Origin of the sequence: Microvirga arvi, assembly GCF_016892765.1 — a bacterium.
GTDB lineage: Bacteria > Pseudomonadota > Alphaproteobacteria > Rhizobiales > Beijerinckiaceae > Microvirga > Microvirga arvi.
In genome coordinates this window covers 110,186-127,769 of the sequence record NZ_JAFEMD010000014.1, presented here as the reverse complement: position 1 = coordinate 127,769, position 17,584 = coordinate 110,186, and the positions used below count along the sequence as shown (strand labels likewise).

Sequence of the window (17,584 nt, the reverse complement as noted above, 5' to 3'; positions counted from 1 at the left end):
ACCTGCTCGACCGCTATGATGAGCTGCTCGCCACAAGGCTGATGGAGCGCCGCCCGCTGCAGAAGCTGCTGGCCCAGCAGGGGCGGGTCATTCTGGCGTTGGATGGTGTGCAGCCGGATGTCGGCCATGAGGTGCTGTGGGTGATCCGCGACTGCCTGTCTGGCTTCATCGTGCTGGCCCGCAGCCTGCTTTCCGGCCGGGCCCGGGATCTGGCGGTTCTGCTGCGCGAGGCGGTGGCCGCGGTGGGCGTGCCGGTCGTGGGCGTGATCAGCGACGGCCAGACGTCCATTCGCCAGGCGGTCGCCCAGGTGCTGCCGGGGGTGCCGCATCAGCTGTGTCAGTTCCATTTCCTGCGCGAGGCGGCGCATCCGATCTTCGAGGCCGACCGGCATGCCAAGAAGGAGCTCAAGAAGCAGGTGCGCGGCATCCGCGGGATCGAACGCGCCGTGGAGGAGCAGGATGGTCCCGAAGCCGCAATCGTGCAGGGCTATTGCGCGGCCGTGCGCAGCGCGATCACCGATGACGGTCGGGCACCGCTTTCCGCCGCGGGTCTCAAATTAAAGCAACGGCTGGAGACGGTCGCCGGCAGTCTGCACCGGGTGCAGCAAAAGGGGGCTTCGCGCCGGCGCTCACGCGCCTGCACCAGATGATTGACCGAGCGTTGGAGCGTACGGCCGCGTTGTGGCCGGACGTGGAGTACGCCTATCGGTTCGTGCACGCCGTGGCACATTGGCTCGGCAACCCGCACGAGGAGAGCGCCGCGATGGTGCGGCGGCGGGTGAACGGGGTGCTGGGTGCGATGCAGCGGCATCGCGACAAGGCCGGGACGCTGGCCGGGGCCTTCGCTCATTTCCAGAACGTCACGCGCAGCTATCGCCCTGGGTTGTTCCACACCTATGCGGTGCCGGACCTGCCGCGCACCAACAACGATCTCGAACAGCTGTTCGGCTCCCAGCGCTATCACGAGCGGCGCGCGACGGGCCGCAAGACGGCAGCCCCTGGTGCGGTTCTGCGCGGTTCGGTCCGGCTGCTTGCTGCCACCGCGACCCGTGTGCAGGCGCCCACAGCGCGAGATCTGGGCGCCGCGAACCGGGAGCACTGGACGAGCTTGCGTCAACGCCTGGAGCGAGGTCGCCGCGCGCGAACTCTACGCACCCGCTTTCGGCACGATCCTGCCGCTTACCTGGCAGCTCTCGAACTCCAGGCCTGCCAGCTAATTTTGCCGTCCTAGTTTTTTTGGGACGCAGCTTGAGCCGCTTGAGCGCCTCACAGATCACCGCCAGACACACCGTCACGCCCGTTCGCTCGGCCAGGCGCTCGCGGTACTCGCGCAACAGCGCATCATTGTCTTCGACCACGAGCTGACGCAGCACCTCCAGAGCTGCTGCATCCAGGCGCGAGGGCACGCCGCCGCTGTGCGGCTTCGGAGCACGTCGGCCGTCCTCGCGCTCTTGGCGGCGCCAGTTCGACACGGTGGCAGGACAGACCTGAAACCGATGGGCGATCTCGACCTGAGAGCCGTCGCCCCGCTCGCAGGCGACCAGAACACGCTCACGCAGATCAGCGGAATAGGGCTGGGGCATGGCTCGCCTCCCGGGCCATATCTCAGTCAACGCGCAGCCCACCCGAATAGATTCAAGCTCAGATCAAAAGCGCTTTAGGGACGTGACAGGTTTCGCACTATAGATCCCGGTATCCCCGCCGGCGCTTCTCCTGGGCCAGCACTTCAAGCGCCTCCCCGGCTGCGATCTCGTTGTCGAAGATCTCGACCTTCTCCTGCCCGTTGGTGCCGATCCGGCCCAATGGCGCACCAAGCGGATGGTCCCGAACAGATCCCGCTCGATCATGAGGCTGTAGAAGCGCCGGATGCTCTGTGCTGGGTCGCTCCGGTGCAGCACCAGTTGGTACTTGATCAGGGAGCGCTCATCATCCTGCACTAGGCGCAGGCCGGCAGGATGAGTGCGGGAGCGCCCTGCCAGAGAATGACAATGAGCGAAAGGCCGTTGATGAGGATCCCGGCCTGCATCATGAAGGCTGTCGCGGCAGAGGCGTCCTCCCCTTCCAGTGACCTGTAGGCGCGAAGCAGTCCCATGAACACCAACGCAGTGGGCACGAACGCCAGAACGGTCGTCGCCACAATGACGGCCTGCACGATCCCGATGCCGAACAGCGTCGCATCCGCCCAGCCGCGTCCGCACAGGGTCGATGTGACCCCGTAGATGATGGTGAACTGAACCGCCCAGGCGATCATCCCGCCGAGCATCACCAGCACGTGCAGCGTCCGCGTTCCGCTCATCAGACGCCTCCGGTGAACCGCGGGAAACCATGGACCACGAGGAGACCGACGAGGCCCTGCCCTACCGTGTAGTACCAGAACAGCATGGTGTTATCGAAGGTCGTCCGGCGGATGCTGTCGAGTTTTCCGGCGAGCCAGCGGGCGATGGTGTAGGCGCCCATGATGAGCGTCGTCAGGACGAAGAAGATCTGCAGGGACATGATGGCATAGACCGCCGCTCCGTAGGCATGAGCCGATGGGCTCAAGGCGCTCTGCCACTGAGACCACAGATCGATGGCTGATGATCCGCCCACGAGCAGGAGCGCCACTCCGATCATGATCGGCACCGAGCGCGGTTTCCGCCGATCCTCGCCCTGCAGCTGCCGGCTGGCGACGGCGACGAGGGCTGCGCTGGCGCAGTAAAGAATGGCGGAGAGCGCGGGCCAGATCCAGCCGGGTATTCGAACGCCCTGTGGCGGCCATACTCCCGGGTTCACCAGCCAGAGAAACAGGTAGGAGAAGATCAGGCAGGTGAAGATCATGCCTGAGACCACCATGAGGACGATCATCGCCCACCAGGAATGATTCATGGAACCGGTCACATAGACCGGGATCACGATCCCGCCGCCGATATCGGCAGGCGGACGGGTCGGACCGGGATCTGTTTCCCAGAGCCACCAGATCACGCACCCTACGGCCAGCACACCGCAGATGACGGAGGTGAAGATGAATTTCACCGTCAGGAGCAGGAAGAAGGCGGCCGTGAACACCGCGGCGAGCACCGGCTGCCACCCAGGCCCCGGGACCTGCAGGATGTATTGCGGCCGGGCATCGAAAGGGCTCGTCACCAGCGCCTCCCGGACACCCGTCGCCGTTCCTGGCAGATAGTAGCGGCCATCCTCCACATCCTGCGACAGGCCGGGCTGATCCCAAAGAGGATCCCGGCCGACGACGGACGGGATGCTGCGCGTGTTGTAGTTGCCGTTCGGCAGCCATTCGAGGGTGCTGGCGTTCCAGACATTGCCAGCGTTGTTCTCGCCCGCGAACCGGAAGTTGCGGGCCAGATCGACCAGGAAGAGTGCCACGCCCGCTGCCAGCATGAAGGCGCCGATGGTGGAGACGAGGTTCAACGAATCCCACCCCATTCCCACCGGATAGGTATAGACGCGTCGGGGCATGCCGATCAGGCCAGTGATGTGCATCGGCAGAAAGGTCACGTTCATGCCGATGAACATGAGGCCGAACACCCAGCGCCCGAGGCGTTCCGATAGAGGCCGCTTGCTTGCTACGGGAACCCAGTAATAGAAGGCGGCAAAGAGCGGGAACACCATGCCGCCGATGAGCACGTAGTGCAGATGAGCCACGACGAAGTAGCTGTCATGCGCCTGCCAGTCGAACGGCGCCATGGCGACCATGACGCCGGTCAGCCCGCCGAGGGTGAAGACGAACAGGAAGCCGATGATGAACAGGGACGGCGTCGTCAGCCTCATGCGCCCGGACGCGATGGTGGCGATCCAGGCGAAGACCTGAATGCCGCTCGGAACCGCCACCGCCGTGCTGGCGGCCGAGAAGAACCCTAACGACATCTTCGGCAGGCCCGTGGCGAACATGTGGTGGACCCACAGGCCGAAGGAGAGGAAGCCGGTAGCAATGAGGGCGAGCACGACGAGGCGGTAACCCACGAGCGGGGTCTGCGCCATGGTCGGCACGATCATCGAGACCATGCCGGTCGCCGGCAGGAAGATGATGTAGACCTCCGGGTGGCCGAAGAACCAGAACAGGTGCTGCCACAAAAGCGGGTCTCCGCCCCTCTCGGCAATGAAGAACGGCCAGTCGAAGGCTCGCTCCATCTCGAGCAGCAGGGTTCCCAGGATGATCGCCGGAAAGCCGATGACGATCATGACGGCGAAGACGAGCATGGCCCAGGAATAGACCGGCAGCTTGTCGAGGCTCATGCCGACGGCACGGGTCTTCATGACGCCCACAATGATCTCGATGGCGCCCGCGATGGCCGAGATCTCGATGAAGCCGATGCCGAGTAGCCACCAATCGGCGTTCTCGGCGGGCGAGTACTTGGTGCTGGTCAACGGCGGGTACATGAACCAGCCGCCGTTCGGCGAGAGCCCGAAGAAGATTGTGCCGAAGAAGACGAGGCCGCCGACGAAATAGGCCCAGAACGCATAAGCAGAGAGGCGCGGGAACGGCAGGTCGCGCGCGGCCTGCATGTTCGGCAGCAGGTAGACGCTCGCTGCCTCCACGGCCGGAACCGCAAAGAGGAACATCATCACCGTGCCGTGCATGGTGAAGAGCTGGTTGTAGAGGTCGTGGCTGACGAGGTCGCTCTCCGGCGCTGCCAGCTGCGCACGCATGATCAGCGCCAGAATGCCTGCCAGGATGAAGAACAGAAACGCCGTGCCGACATACCACAGGCCCACATAGGTGTTGTTGACGGCCGTGATGAAGCTGATGCCCCGCGGGGGCTCCCAGGCCTTCTTCAACGCTTCGAACTCGCCCTCCGGGCGCGGCAGCGGGTTGGGAAGATCGGTCTCCTTGCGTTCGAAGGAATTCGGGAGCTCGGGTGCGTTCATTTCAAGCTCTCCAGATAGCCGGCCAGCGCCCGCAGATCCTCGCCGGTGAACGAGCCGTAGGAAGGCATCCTCGCACCCGGCTTGATATGCTGGACATTGGCGACCCAGCCGGCCAGCGTGCCGATATTGTTAGGGAACTGGCCCGCTCCGATGGTGCGGCGGCTTCCCACATGGGTGAGATCGGGGCCGAAGCGACCGTTGGCCTCGGTGCCGCGCACCACGTGGCATGAGCCGCATCCGCCTGCCCGAAACAGCTCGCCCCCCCGGGCAAGAAACGGAATCGCCGGTTCCGGGGCAGGTTGGGCCTGAGTGCTGCGCCAGGAGGCGAACGCGGCGGGCTCCAGCGCCACCACATCGAAAGCCATTCGGGCGTGCTGATCGCCGCAGAATTCGGCGCAGACGCCGCGGTAGATGCCGGGCCGCTCCGCCGTGAAGTTGAAACGGTTGATCCGTCCCGGGATCATGTCGATCTTGCCGCCGAAGTTCGGAATCCAGAAGCTGTGAATCACATCGGCCGCCGTGACCGATACCGTGATCGGCCGCCCGATCGGAACGACGAGTTCGTTCGCGGTCGAGAATTCGGCCTGCCCGTCTTCGGCCGGGTACCTCACCCGCCACCAGTATTGCTCGCCGATCACCTCGATCCGGAGCGCACCGGGCCTAGGAACATCGGTGTCCCGCATGACGAGGAGGCCATAGGGGAGAAGCAGGGAGAGTGTGACGACCGGAAAGGCGAGCCCGCCATAGACGATGGTCCTGCGGCTCCCGAGCCAGGCCCGCCTCTCCGGCGGAGCGAAGATGGCATAGAGCAGCAGGGCCGTGACGACGATGAAGATCAGCGTTGCCCCCGCCGTCATGACGATGGTGAGCCGATAGATGCCGGTGGCGTCGCCCCCCGCCGGATCGAGGGCGGATTGCACCCCGCCGCAGCCTGCGACCGGCAAAGCCCACAGAAGCCCGGCCGCACGCCTCGCAACGGAGTCCATCCACCCTCGGAGGTGCTTCAGGGTCGTTTCGTGGTCCATCCGCCCTAGGTCATTCCTGCGTGCATTGAACGGAAAAGCTTGGCCGTGAGACTTGGTTCCCGCAAGGTATCCCTGAACAGGTCCCTCAGGAGCGAACTAGGCTTGGCGGCCGGGATGGCCACCATCCTGCTCGACATCCCCGCTGCAGCCCACGGCACGGCACCTCACGATGCTGGCAATCTCTGGCACGCGTGGCATGCAGACCCCTTGATCACGGTTCCCTTGACCGCATCGTGCCTGCTCTTCATCCGAGGAGTCCTGCATCTGCGCCGGGATCTGGGGCGGCTTCGGCCTGGCTTCGGTATAAGGCAGATCGTCTGTTTCTCCCTCGGAATAATGGTTCTCGTCATTGCTCTGCTGTCGCCGCTCGAGGCGCTTTCAACGACCCTGCTCTCGGCTCACATGGTCCAGCATATCCTGCTGATCGCCGCCGCGCCGCCTCTCCTCGTTCTCGGCAAGCCGGAGGTCGCATGGCTCTGGGTGCTGCCGGCGCATTGGCGGCGAGGCTTAGCGCGGCACGGCCCCACGAGGTCCGTTCTGTCCGCTTTGTCGCCCTGTGCAAGGCCCATCCCGGCCGCCCTGATCCACATGGCGACCCTGTGGATCTGGCACAGCCCGTTGCTCTTCGATGCAGCAGTCGCCTCCGATAAGCTGCATTGGCTGGAGCACGTCCTGTTCTTCGGCACCGCGGTTCTGTTCTGGCGCGCCGTCGTCAAGGCTCATTCCGGCCGCGAGGCCGCAGCGGCCGCCCTCATCGCATGTTTCATCACGCTGCTTCAGAGCGGCCTCCTGAGCGCCCTCCTCAGTTTCGCGCGCGAGGCCCTGTACCATGCTCCCGACACATTGGAGTGGGGTTTGACAGCTCTGGAAGATCAGCAACTGGCAGGAGCTATCATGTCCTTACCTATGTGCGCGATCTATCTTGCGGCAGGGCTGATCATGGCGCTCCGGCTCCTGACACCGCCCGGAGCGGAACGGTCACGAGGTTTGCCGGTTACTTCAGCAAATCTCCTGAAATCAACCCGATGATCGCGCGCCCTCGCCTCAAAGTCCTGATGCTGATTGCCCTCACCGGACTTCCCGCCTGCAGCGAGACCCCAGAGCAGTCCTCGCGTCTTGCCATCGCTGGCGGCGAGCCGGATCAGGGCCATGCGCTCATCCAGGCCTATGGCTGCGGCACCTGTCATACGATCGAGGGTGTTCGGGGAGTGCGTGGCAAGGTGGGACCGCGCCTGGAAAACTACGCCCAGCAGCATCTCCTCGCCGGCTTTCTGCCGAACACCCCGCAGAACCTGATCGCTTGGCTGATGGATCCCGTCGCCCTGAAGCCAACGACTGGCATGCCCTCTCAGGGCGTGACCGTGGCGGAGGCTCGCCATATCGCCGCCTATCTCTATTCCCTGGGACGGGATGACATGCGGGTTTACCCCCCTGATCCACCCCTATCCCTTCGTGACGAGGAAGGGACGTCAGCCGGGATTCCGAACTCTCCGGCCAGTCCCTCGGAAACCGATGTGCGCACCCACCGCATCGTCCCCAAGCCCGACGGAAGTATGCCGAGAAGCTAAGGCTCCTCCACGGCCTCTTCGACATAAGTCGGGCGAGCACGCATCACGGCTGCATAAACGACGATCCAGATCATAGCGACCGCAAGGATCAGCACGAGACCAAGCCAGGTAGGCTTTCCCCGCGGCTGAAGAACCCAGATCATGTGCGTTGCGTGATGCAGAAGCGCCAGCGCGCTGCCCACGATCATCGCTATGCGGCTCACGCCCGATGGCACCAGGACGACGATGGCAGCAAGCATTAGCGCATAAGAGCCCCCGAGAAGGATCAGGTTTTCATCATCAGAGCGGCTTAGATACCATGCCACCTCCTGCGGTAGGTTCGCGAGCCACACGATGATGAATTGCGCGAACCAAGTCCAGGCGGTCAGCAGCAGCAGGATCAGCAGCGCGCGCTCTAAGCTTGCCATTCTCTTGGGAGCGGCCGGCTCTGCCTTGAGAAGCGTGATCAGAATCGCGCTCGCAAGCGCTGCGAGAACCTGCCCTAACCCGAAGGCGAAACCGAACAGGCTCGACCACCAATGCGGCTCTCGCGACAGCACCCAGTCATAAGCCGAGAAGGTTATGATCGGCGTCAGCAATGCGAGGCCTATGGCACTGACCCGGCGCATGTGGCGGGTATGGGTCAACCAATAGGCGAGCCCCGTGCAGGTCAGGAGATAGGCGGCGCTCCGGATCATGAAGAAGCCGGGGCTCAGATAAGTCGCACGGGCGGAAGGAAGGTCGGCCGGGTTACCGGCCCAAGGGAAAAGTTCGCCGAGACCGAACGCCAGCACGAGGCCCAGAAGCAGGAGCAGAGGCAGTGTCAGGGACGCGGCTTCCGCTTCCGCACGCACCGGCGCAAGCCAATGCTCATTCATGAGATGTCCGACCATCAGTACGACGAGACTGCCCATGGCAATTCCCGCCAGACCCACGAACACGATATAAAGAGCCTCGATCGCGCTCATGGAGTTGTGCTCTTCTGCCCGGACGCAGCTCCGATGCCGCGCGCCTGCAATTCCTTGACGTAATGCGCGATTGCCCAGCGGTCCTCCGGCAGAACACGGTCGGCATAGGGGAACATGCGCCCTCTGCCTTGGGTGACCACCATGACGATCTGCTCCGGCGCCAGCGCTCGAAGCCGCTCCTCATGATAGGAAGGCGGAGGAGCAAAGCCTCGCGACACCACTGGGCCATCGCCACGGCCGCTCAGGCCATGGCATGGAGAGCAGAAAGCCCGGAATCGCTCCTCGCCACGGGCGAGCAGAGCCGGCGTACGCTCCGGCCCCGGAGGTGCGAGGGCGGCGGCCTGCGCAGACGCTCCTCTCGGGATCGTACCGGGAGGCACAGGCGCATAGCCCCGCTGGACCGTACGCGTCGAGGCGACGGCTTCGCGCTCCTCCGTCCCCATATCGCAGGCGGCCAGCAGGACAAGGCTCGCGATGGCTGCGGCTACTCGCACGCCGGAACCTCCGAGACGGCCATAGGCGAGAGCACCCCCAGAAACTCACGGATGGCAGCATTGTCGAACTTCGGATCGTCATGCAGGATGCAGAGGAAGAATCGATCCTCCGATGCACGTTCGAACCCTGGCACCGCAAAGACCGGATGGTGCAGGCGCGGCAGCCGCAGGATCAGGAGCAGTCCGATCAGGGTTGCTGCGCCAGCCCAAAGAATGGCGACGATCAACGACGCGGGAATGAAGGCAGGCCAGCTATGGAGAGGGCGCCCGCCGACGTTCAGCGGGTAATCGACCGCGTTCATCCAGTATTGCGAGCCGTATTGTATCGCTGCCCCAATGAGCCCAGCCACAAATGCGATCCAGGGGACCGTGCTCGTGCGGATACCAAGCTCCTTGGCGATCCCCGGTAGAGGGAATGGGCTGAAGGCGTCGATCCTCGTAAAGCCGGCATGTTTGGCCGCCCTGACTGCCTCCGTGAGGGCTTCAGGCGTCTTGAACTCCGCCATGATTCCATAAGCGGGTTGCGTCAAGAGAACTTCTCCTCATGCTCGTCATGGCGCGTCTCGAACATGGAAACCACGGGCAGGAACCGGACGAAAAGCAGCAGAAGGGCTGCGAACAGCCCGATCGTTCCTAGGAAGAGGCCCGTTTCCGGCAGCGTCGGACTATAGCTTCTTCCGCTTGACGGGAGATGGTCGACCTGAAGCCCGCCGACGATGATCGAAAAACGGTCGAACCAGATACCGACGCCAATCGAGACACCGATGAAAACCCCAGCCAGGGTGCTCAGGCGGGCGTTCCTGAACCAGAGCAGCTGGGGAAAGAGGACGCTGTAGACGATCGCCGTCCAGTAGAGTCCGGCATATTCGCCCGTCATACGGGCGAAAGTCGCCTCCTGAGCCAAGCCTCCCGATAGGAAGGCGGCGACAATCTCGTCGACATAGAGATAGCCCGACACTAGCGCGCTCGCGAGGACCAGCTTGCCTAAGAGGTCGATGTCCCCTTCATCGATGTAGCGCCCGAGCCGCAGGCCCCAGCGCAAGAGCACCGCGACGAGGAGCACGATGGATAGGCCCTGCGCCAAGCCTGTTGCCACGAAGTGGAGCGGCTGGCGCGTTTCGTGCCAGTCGGGCACCAGGGTCACCGCGAATTCGAAGGCAACCGTGCTCTGCATGATGAGGATCAGGGGCAGCACGAGGATGGCAACGAGGCGGTAGGCGCGCTGGTGGAAAGCCCAGTGGCGTACCGAGCCGCGCCAGCCAAGGGCAAGGACGCCATAGATCCGCTGCACGATCGGGCGTCGGGCCCGGTCGCGCAGCGTTGCCAGATCGGGGATCAGGCCCACGTACCACAGCAGGCTCGTGACGATCACATGAGTGCTGATAGCCCAGAAATCCCAGGTCAGCGTGCTGCGGAACTGCGGCCAGACCTCGAAGGTCGCCGGATAGGGAAACGTCCAGTAGAACAGCCAGGGCCGTCCGAGATGGAAGATTGGGAAGATGCCGGCGCAGATGACGGCGAAAAGGGCGACGCCTTCCGCGAAACGGTTGACCGCCGTGCGCAAATCGTGCCGCCGCAGGACCAGAATGGCGGCAAAAAGGCTTGCACCGTTTGCGATGCCGATCCACCACGCATAGTTGATGAGATCTAAGCCCCAGACATAGGGGATGTTCACGCCCCAGACGCCGACGCCGATGATCGTGACGGAGATCAACGTATAGGCGAGAAGCGCGACGAGCCCGCCGGCGGCAAGGAACGCGAGCCACCATGCCCAGCCGAAGTGGTGTGAGAGTGGAATATCCGCTATCGGGCTCATTGCTGCATGGGCGTCGCTGCTCATTCGGCTATCCGTTCTCCTTCGGGTCTTCGACGCGCGCGAGGTAGGTGGTGCGCGGCTTCGTGTTCAGCGCCCCCAACAATGCGTAATTGCGCGGGCTCTGTTTGAGGCGGCTCACGGCACTCCCAGGATCGTTGATGTCGCCGAACACGATGGCCTGCGTCGGACAGGACTGCTGGCAGGCAGTCATCACCTCGCCGTCGCTCAGGCGCCGATCCTCGACACGGGCATTCGCGCGGGCAGCGCCGATCCGCTGGACGCAGAAGGTGCATTTCTCCATTACGCCGCGGTCGCGCACCGTCACCTGCGGGTTCATGGCATCGGAGGGAGCCGAGAAGTCGGTTCCCTGATAATCGACGAAGTTGAAGCGGCGCACCTTGTAGGGGCAGTTGTTCGAGCAGGTCCGCGTGCCGATGCAACGGTTATAGACCATGTCGTTGAGCCCCTCTGAGGAATGCACCGTCGCGTTGACAGGGCAGACGACCTCGCAGGGAGCCGTCTCGCAATGCATGCAGGGGACCGGCTGGAAATAGGTCTCGGGCGACACCGGATCGCCGGCATAGTAGCGGTCCACACGAAGCCAGTGCATTTCACGTCCCTTCGCCACCTCCTCGGGACCGACGATGGCGATATTGTTCTCGGCCTGGCAGGCGATCATACAGGCATTGCAACCGATGCAGGCATCGAGATCAATGGCCATGCCCCAAGCATGGTCCTTGTAGGGCCACTCAGGGTAGATGGAGGGCTGCACCGCCTGCTGGGCCAAGGCCTCATCAGGCGCAACGACACGCACGATGTCCCCCCCCTGCAGCGAATGATTCTGCTGCGTGGAGATGACGGGGATCTTCTCACCAGCACGTCGGATCTCCCCTTTTGCGAACCATCGCGCATCGGACGGGCGGATTGCATAGGCGTCGAAGCCAATACCGTTGCCGATCCTTCCCGCCGATTGGCGGCCGTAGCCAAGGGTCAGCGTCACCGCGCCGGGCGCATGTCCGGGCAGCACCCACACGGGCGCCCTTACCACGCGTCCGTCGATGGACAGGTCGATGGCGTCACCCGACGAGAGACCGAAGATTTCCGCCGTCTCCGGTGCGACCAGGGCCGCATTGCCCCAAACCTGCTTTGTCAACGGTTTGGGCAGTTCCTGCAGCCAGCCGTTATTGGCGTAGAAGCCATCCCAAACGGATGGGTCGGGCGCGAACAGGACATCCATGCCCGCGGACGAAGCTGGCGCAGCGGGCTCCGGTTTCCAGCTTGATTGGATGGCGACATCGACGGTCGGCGCCGCAGAGCCTTCGATCACTCCATCTTCCAGGGATCGCGCCCAGCGCTCATCGAAAGCGTCGCCCCAGGCCTCGCGCCATGCAGCTTGGACCAGCCCACGTCCATCCGTGTTCTGTCCCGCCATGAGGCCAAGGAACTCCTCCGCACTCAGCCCAGGCTTCAGCCGCGTCGTCGCCGGCTGACGCAGACCCACTGTGCCGTCGAAAGCCCTCAGGTCGCCCCAGCTTTCGAGCGGATGGCTCTCGGGTATGTGCCACTGACAGACGGCAGCCGTCTCGTCCCGGTGCTGGCCGAGATGAAGGGACAGCGGCACGCGCCGCACGAGCGCGCCGAGATCGATGTCGGCAGGCGCGGTGTAGACGGGATTGCCGCCGAGGATGACGAGGCGCGAGACCTGTCCGGCCTGTATGGCTTCTGCGAGGTCGGCGAGCGTACGAATCTCGCTGGCGGTAATGCGCAGGGGCTCGATAGCGCGTAACGTCTTGCCGAAGGCGCCGAGACGGGCGTTGATGGCGAGGGCAAGCGCATGAACGTGGGTGGGCTGCTCGCGACCTGCCACAAGGAGGCTGCGGCTGCCGGCACGGCGTAGCGCATCAGCCAGACGGGGAATGGCGGGATGGGAGCCGGAAGGCGCAGTTCCTGCATCGAGGGCCGCTGCAAGCGCCTCGGCAAAGGCTTCGAAATCACGCGGGCGGAGCGGGATCCGCTCGTCCGCGCGGGCGCCGACAAGGCTCGGGCGCGTCTCGACGGCAAAGAGATGGGGGAGCTCTCGCTCCTTCGCCCGACGCCGTGCTTGATAACCCGCCGCGTAGCGGATGTGGCCTGCCTCCTCGGCAAAGAGATCGCCTCCCAGGGTCACGATGGCGTCGGCCTGGGTCAGATCGTAGACCAGCTCCACATCGCGTCCGAATACCGCCCTGGCGGCAGCCTGACGATTGCCGTCGTCGATGGGTGAGAACTCATGCCATTGCGCATGCGGGAACAGCTGCCGCGCCTGCCCAACCAGTCTGTGAAGGGTCGGGGAGGAGGTCGGCGGCATCAGAACATGCAGCCCCCTGCCCTCGTCGACCACAAGCTCGTTGCGCACAGGGCGAATGAAATTCGTAAGCTCCTCCCAAGACCTCGGCGCACCACCCTGAACTGGAGCATTGGAGCGGTCAGGATCGTAGAGGGAGAGGATCTCGGCCTGCGCGAACACATCCGTCGCACCGAGGCTTGCAGGATGAAGCGGATTACCCTCGATCTTGACGGGACGGCCCTCCTGCGCCTTGACGAGGACGCCCCGGCCGTAGCCGTTCAAAGGTAGGGAGGTGGCAATCGTCACCGGTACACCCGGCACATAGCCAGGCATGTTATGGCTCTGCGACAGGAGCGGCGGGTGCTTTCCGGTCTCGCTGCCGTTGCAGGCCGCCAAACCTCCGAGCGCCAAGGAGGCGCTCATCAGTCTGAGCAGGGTGCGCCGGTCGATGTGGGACGCCTGCACGATGTCGGGGAACTCGGCCTCCACATAACGGCGCACCTCCGGCACATCCGCGAGTTCCTCCAGGCTGCGCCAGAGACGCGGCCCTTCTTCCTTCGCGAGGCGGGCTCTAAGGGCTTCGAGATTGATCGTCATTCCCTCGCCCATCAAACCTACCGATGACATGTGTTGCAGCTGGTGAGCCGCCGGGAGGCCTCCCGGTAGAACTCGCGGATGTCCCCAGGAAGCTCATCGCCGTGCGGCTCGTATCCCATGGTGAACACCGCCCCGCGGGGGCGAAGATTCGGCACCGGATCGCGATGGCAGTCCAGACACCAGCCCATGGAGAGGGTCTGGGCCTTCACCGTCTTCGGCATCTGGTCCACACGACCATGACAGGTTTCGCAGGCGACACCCTTTGTCACATGGGCCGCGTGATGGAAATAGGCATAGTCCGGCAGGCGGTGAACGGAGGTCCATCGGATCGGCTGTCCGAGCGCGAAGCTCGAACGGACGGGTTCGAGAACGCTCGCACCCACCCAGACCTGGGAGTGGCAGGACATGCAGGTCTGGGCCGAGGGCATGCCCGCATCAGCCGCGCGCTCTACGGTCGAATGGCAGTAACGGCAGTCAACGGCGAGCTGGCCCGAATGGAGATCGTGCCGAAACGGGACAGGCTGGGGCGCGGGTTTGCCGACGTTCCAGGTGCTTCCCGCTCGGGCCCAGACATAAGCCGTCGCGCCCGCAGCCACGAGGCCAAGACCCGTGAGCACGATGACCACCCGGAACAGGGTGGTTGCTGCCGGTGTGAAAAGCTGCGCCATCGCCCGTGCCGCGCACCCTTCATTGTGTCAGGCTCCGCGCCTGAGGCGAAGCTTCGCTGTTGGACAATCGGTTCGGTGCCGGATCGTTCCCTGAATTAGCGCTGCTTGCGGCCTTAAGACCCAAGAAGCTGGATACGCTGGGCATGGGTAAAAACTTCGAAAGATTCCCCACGCGCCACTGCCACCAAGGTGATCCCGCAACCCTCCGCAACCCTGACAGCAAGAGCCGTCGGAGCGGAAATCGCGGCAATGATCGGAGCACCCATACGGGCAGCCTTCTGCACCATTTCCACCGACACGCGGCTCGTCAGCAGCACCATGCTCCCTGCGCAGGATTCATCATTCCTGGCGAGAGTCCCGGCCAGCTTGTCGAGCGCATTGTGCCGTCCAACATCCTCACGGATGGCGACCAGGCCCTGGCCAGGGCGCCAGAGGGCTGCTGCATGGATGGCCCTGGCCTCCCGGTTGAGGCGCTGCGCGTCCGACAGGTCGGACATGGCCGTGGCGATGGCACCCGGCGGCATGATGACAGTATCGGATATGAACGGCGCCGGTCGCAGTGCTTCGGTCAAGGACTCCACCCCGCACAATCCGCAGCCGACCGGACCTGCCATGGCGCGGCGTCTGGTCCGGTAAGACCCACCGCTTGGATCCGACAGCCACATTCTGATCTCGCATCCCAAATCATGCTCGATGATCTCAGTCGAGATCAGGTCGCCCGGCCCGGCAATGATCCCCTCCGAGAGGCTGAATCCGAGGGCGAAGTCCTCGAGGTCGGAGGGGCTGGCCATCATCACGGCATGAGTCGACCCGTTATAGGTGAGAGCAACCGGGGTTTCCTCCGGCAGGACGCGTTCCCCGGGAGCAACGGCACCCTTGGCGACGCTCGTCCGAGGCAGGCGAACGACAGGCTGCAGTTGAAGATTCATTCTGCCGCCTCCGACAACTGCTTCTGCTGAAGCGTAATGCGTATCGGGATCGACTTCGCAGCCGGGACCTTGCTCTTGTCGGCGTGGTGCCAAACCGGGATCAGGGGATTGCACTCGGGATAATAGGCCGCGCAGCAACCTTCCGGAATGTCATAAGGCGTGACACGCAGGCCGCTCACTTGACGCACCACGCCGTCATCGACAGCCGTCGTCAGGGTGACGGTGTCGCCCTCTTCCAGGTTCAGCCGGACGATGTCGTTGCGGTTCATGAAGAGCACCATGCGGGTGCCCCTGACGCCTCGGAACCGGTCGTAATAGCCATAGACCGTCGTGTTGAACTGGTCGTTGGAGCGGACCGTCATGAGCTTGAGGACGTCACGATCGCTCTCGGCTATGCCAGGGTCCGTCTCAAGGCTCCGGGGTACGGTGAAATTGGCCTTGCCTGTCTTGGTCTTCCAGCGACGCTCGCGGGCTGCGATGGGACGATGGAAGCCGCCGGGCTTCCACATCCGCTCGTTGAACCCGCGGAAATTCTCAGGATAGGTCTCCTCGATGGCGTCCCGCACGCGGGCATAATCGGCGACCCAATCATCCCACGGCACCTTCGGATTGGGAGGAAGGGTTGCTTTCGCGAGCTCGGCGACGATCCGTGGCTCGGACAGAAGGTCGGGGCTTGCGGGTTTCGCGATCCCCTTGGAGCCATGGATGCAAGCCGTGGAATCCTCAACCGCGACGGCTTGAGGCCCTGTCGCCTGCTCGTCGATTTCGATCCGCCCAAGGCACGGGAGGATGTAGGTGACTTCACCCGGGATGAGGTGATTGCGATTGAGCTTGGTCGAGATCTGCACCGACAGGCGCAGACGCGTCCAAGCTTCCTCTAGAGCTGCCGTTTCCGGAGCAGCGCGCACGAAGTTCCCGCCGAGGGCGACGAAGGCCTTCACTTCGCCTTTGATGATGCTCTCGCAAACCTCCACCGTAGTCATGCCCTTCCAGCGCGGCGGCTCGAAACCGTACTGCTCCTTGAGCTTGTCGAGGGGCACGAGTTCGGGCTTTTCCGCGATGCCGACCGTGCGCTGTCCCTGAACGTTGGAATGGCCGCGCACCGGGCAGATCCCGGCACCCGGTTTGCCGATGTTCCCACGCAGCAGCAGCAGATTGATGAACATCTGCACATTCTCGACACCGGCCTTGTGCTGGGTGAGCCCCATGCCATAGATGCCGATGACAGCATTCGCTCGGGCGTAGGCCGTTGCTGCCGCCTCCAGCGTTGATCGGGAGAGACCCGAACGGTGCTCCAGATCGGGCCACTGAGCCTTCCGGGCTGTCTGCGCGAATTCCTCGAAGCCATGGGTATGCTCGGCGATGAAGGCATGGTCGAGCACCGGCTTGCCGCCGGTGGCGCGCGCCTTGTCGTCGGCCTCGATCAGGATCTTAGCCATCCCCATGAACGCTGCGACGTCGCCGCCGATCTTCACCTGATGATATTGTGAAGAGATGCGTGTCTCCGACCCGGTCAGCATCTCGGTCGGCGCCTGCGGATTGGTGAAACGCTCGAGACCACGTTCTTTCAGCGGATTGAAGGTGATGATGGGCACGCCGCGCTTGGAGGCCTCCTGAAGAGGATGCAGCATTCGCGGGCTGTTGGTTCCTACGTTCTGCCCGAAGAACAGAATGCAGTCGGTCAGCTCGAAATCGTCGAGGATCACCGTGCCGACTGGAACGCCGATGCTCTCAGGCAAAGCGACCGAGGTGGTCTCATGGCACATGTTGGAGGAATCCGGCAGGTTGTTGGTGCCGTACAGCCGGGCGAAGAGCGCCCACATGTATGACGTCTCTAGGGAAGCACGGCCGGAGGCATAGAGCACTACGTGGCGTGGATCGAAGCCTTTGAGTTCCTGTCCGATCTCCTGGAAAGCCTCGTCCCAGCTGACGGGTGAATAGGTGTCGGAGGACCTGTCATAGCGCATCGGGTGGGTCAGGCGGCCGGCTTCCTCAAGGTCGTGGTCCGGCCACGTTCGCAGTTCGGCAAGGGTATGTTTGGCGAAAAACTCCGGCGTTACGCGCTTCGTGGTGAGCTCCCAGGCCGTTGCCTTGGCTCCGTTCTCGCAATATTCGAACGGATGCGGATCGGCAGGTTTCGCCCACGCGCAGCTCACGCAGGCATAGCCGTCCGGCTTGTTCTGCTTGAGAAGAATGGCGTTGCCGCTGACGAGGCGCCCTTCCTTTGCCAAAATACTTTCGACGGAACGGACGGAGCCCCAACCGCCTGCAGGTCCCGGATAGGGCTTGATCTTCGGCTCATCGCTCATCTGGGGCAGCCTCCCGCTTGCCGTGGTTCATCTACGGCATTC

The 17,584-nt window shown here is 63.8% G+C and carries 14 protein-coding genes and 2 pseudogenes; 3 read left to right on the top strand and 13 right to left on the bottom strand.

The window, feature by feature from the left end:
• Positions 1-1,231 (top strand): annotated as a pseudogene (locus ILT44_RS30785) (transposase); the annotation flags it as partial.
• Positions 1,232-1,283: 52 nt separating this feature from the next.
• Here ILT44_RS30785 and ILT44_RS30780 read toward each other — a convergent pair.
• The 5 genes and pseudogenes from ILT44_RS30780 to coxB form a co-directional block, all read right to left on the bottom strand.
• Positions 1,284-1,583 (bottom strand): annotated as a pseudogene (locus tag ILT44_RS30780) (helix-turn-helix domain-containing protein); the annotation flags it as partial.
• 97 nt (positions 1,584-1,680) lie between these two features.
• Positions 1,681-1,803, bottom strand: a complete 123-nt coding sequence (locus ILT44_RS31700; protein WP_204239656.1) for a WGR domain-containing protein — start codon at positions 1,801-1,803, stop codon at positions 1,681-1,683.
• A gap of 133 nt (positions 1,804-1,936) precedes the next feature.
• Positions 1,937-2,296, bottom strand: a complete 360-nt coding sequence (locus ILT44_RS11190) for a hypothetical protein (RefSeq protein ID WP_204239655.1) — start codon at positions 2,294-2,296, stop codon at positions 1,937-1,939.
• A complete protein-coding gene (locus ILT44_RS11185) occupies positions 2,296-4,863 on the bottom strand; it encodes a cbb3-type cytochrome c oxidase subunit I (protein WP_204239654.1) in 2,568 nt (855 codons plus the stop codon). Before ILT44_RS11185 ends, ILT44_RS11190 begins: the two co-directional genes overlap by 1 nt.
• Positions 4,860-5,849, bottom strand: a complete 990-nt coding sequence (coxB, locus tag ILT44_RS11180) for a cytochrome c oxidase subunit II (RefSeq protein ID WP_204239653.1) — start codon at positions 5,847-5,849, stop codon at positions 4,860-4,862. The genes ILT44_RS11185 and coxB overlap by 4 nt, the downstream gene beginning before the upstream one ends.
• Positions 5,850-6,002: 153 nt before the next feature.
• Here coxB and ILT44_RS11175 point away from each other — a divergent pair, with 153 nt between their 5' ends.
• Entirely contained in the window at positions 6,003-6,917 is a 915-nt protein-coding gene (locus ILT44_RS11175; RefSeq protein ID WP_204239652.1) for a cytochrome c oxidase assembly protein, read from the top strand.
• Positions 6,914-7,456 (top strand): c-type cytochrome, encoded by a 543-nt coding sequence (locus tag ILT44_RS11170; protein WP_204239651.1) that lies wholly within the window; start codon positions 6,914-6,916, stop codon positions 7,454-7,456. The genes ILT44_RS11175 and ILT44_RS11170 overlap by 4 nt, the downstream gene beginning before the upstream one ends.
• On the opposite strand, the gene ILT44_RS11165 is transcribed toward ILT44_RS11170, so the two are convergent.
• The 8 genes from ILT44_RS11165 to ILT44_RS11130 form a co-directional block, all read right to left on the bottom strand.
• Positions 7,453-8,403, bottom strand: a complete 951-nt coding sequence (locus ILT44_RS11165) for a hypothetical protein (RefSeq protein WP_204239650.1) — start codon at positions 8,401-8,403, stop codon at positions 7,453-7,455. The two genes, ILT44_RS11170 and ILT44_RS11165, sit on opposite strands and share 4 nt — an antisense overlap.
• Positions 8,400-8,897: a c-type cytochrome gene (locus ILT44_RS11160; protein ID WP_204239649.1), complete on the bottom strand. Its 498-nt coding sequence runs from the start codon at positions 8,895-8,897 to the stop codon at positions 8,400-8,402. Before ILT44_RS11160 ends, ILT44_RS11165 begins: the two co-directional genes overlap by 4 nt.
• A complete protein-coding gene (locus ILT44_RS11155) occupies positions 8,888-9,427 on the bottom strand; it encodes a DUF3341 domain-containing protein (RefSeq protein WP_204239648.1) in 540 nt (179 codons plus the stop codon). The genes ILT44_RS11160 and ILT44_RS11155 overlap by 10 nt, the downstream gene beginning before the upstream one ends.
• The gene (gene nrfD / locus ILT44_RS11150; protein WP_204239647.1) at positions 9,424-10,737 is read right to left on the bottom strand and encodes an NrfD/PsrC family molybdoenzyme membrane anchor subunit; all 1,314 of its coding nucleotides are present in this window, start codon (positions 10,735-10,737) and stop codon (positions 9,424-9,426) included. The genes ILT44_RS11155 and nrfD overlap by 4 nt, the downstream gene beginning before the upstream one ends.
• Before the next feature lie 4 nt (positions 10,738-10,741).
• A complete protein-coding gene (locus tag ILT44_RS11145) occupies positions 10,742-13,636 on the bottom strand; it encodes a TAT-variant-translocated molybdopterin oxidoreductase (protein ID WP_204239646.1) in 2,895 nt (964 codons plus the stop codon).
• Between the two features lie 17 nt (positions 13,637-13,653).
• Positions 13,654-14,304, bottom strand: coding sequence for a cytochrome c3 family protein (locus tag ILT44_RS11140; protein WP_204239645.1), 651 nt, complete (start codon positions 14,302-14,304; stop codon positions 13,654-13,656).
• A 113-nt stretch (positions 14,305-14,417) separates the two neighbouring features.
• Positions 14,418-15,233, bottom strand: a complete 816-nt coding sequence (gene fdhD, locus ILT44_RS11135; protein ID WP_204239644.1) for a formate dehydrogenase accessory sulfurtransferase FdhD — start codon at positions 15,231-15,233, stop codon at positions 14,418-14,420.
• Positions 15,230-17,542, bottom strand: a complete 2,313-nt coding sequence (locus ILT44_RS11130; protein WP_204239643.1) for an FdhF/YdeP family oxidoreductase — start codon at positions 17,540-17,542, stop codon at positions 15,230-15,232. The genes fdhD and ILT44_RS11130 overlap by 4 nt, the downstream gene beginning before the upstream one ends.
• Positions 17,543-17,584: the final 42 nt, after the last annotated feature.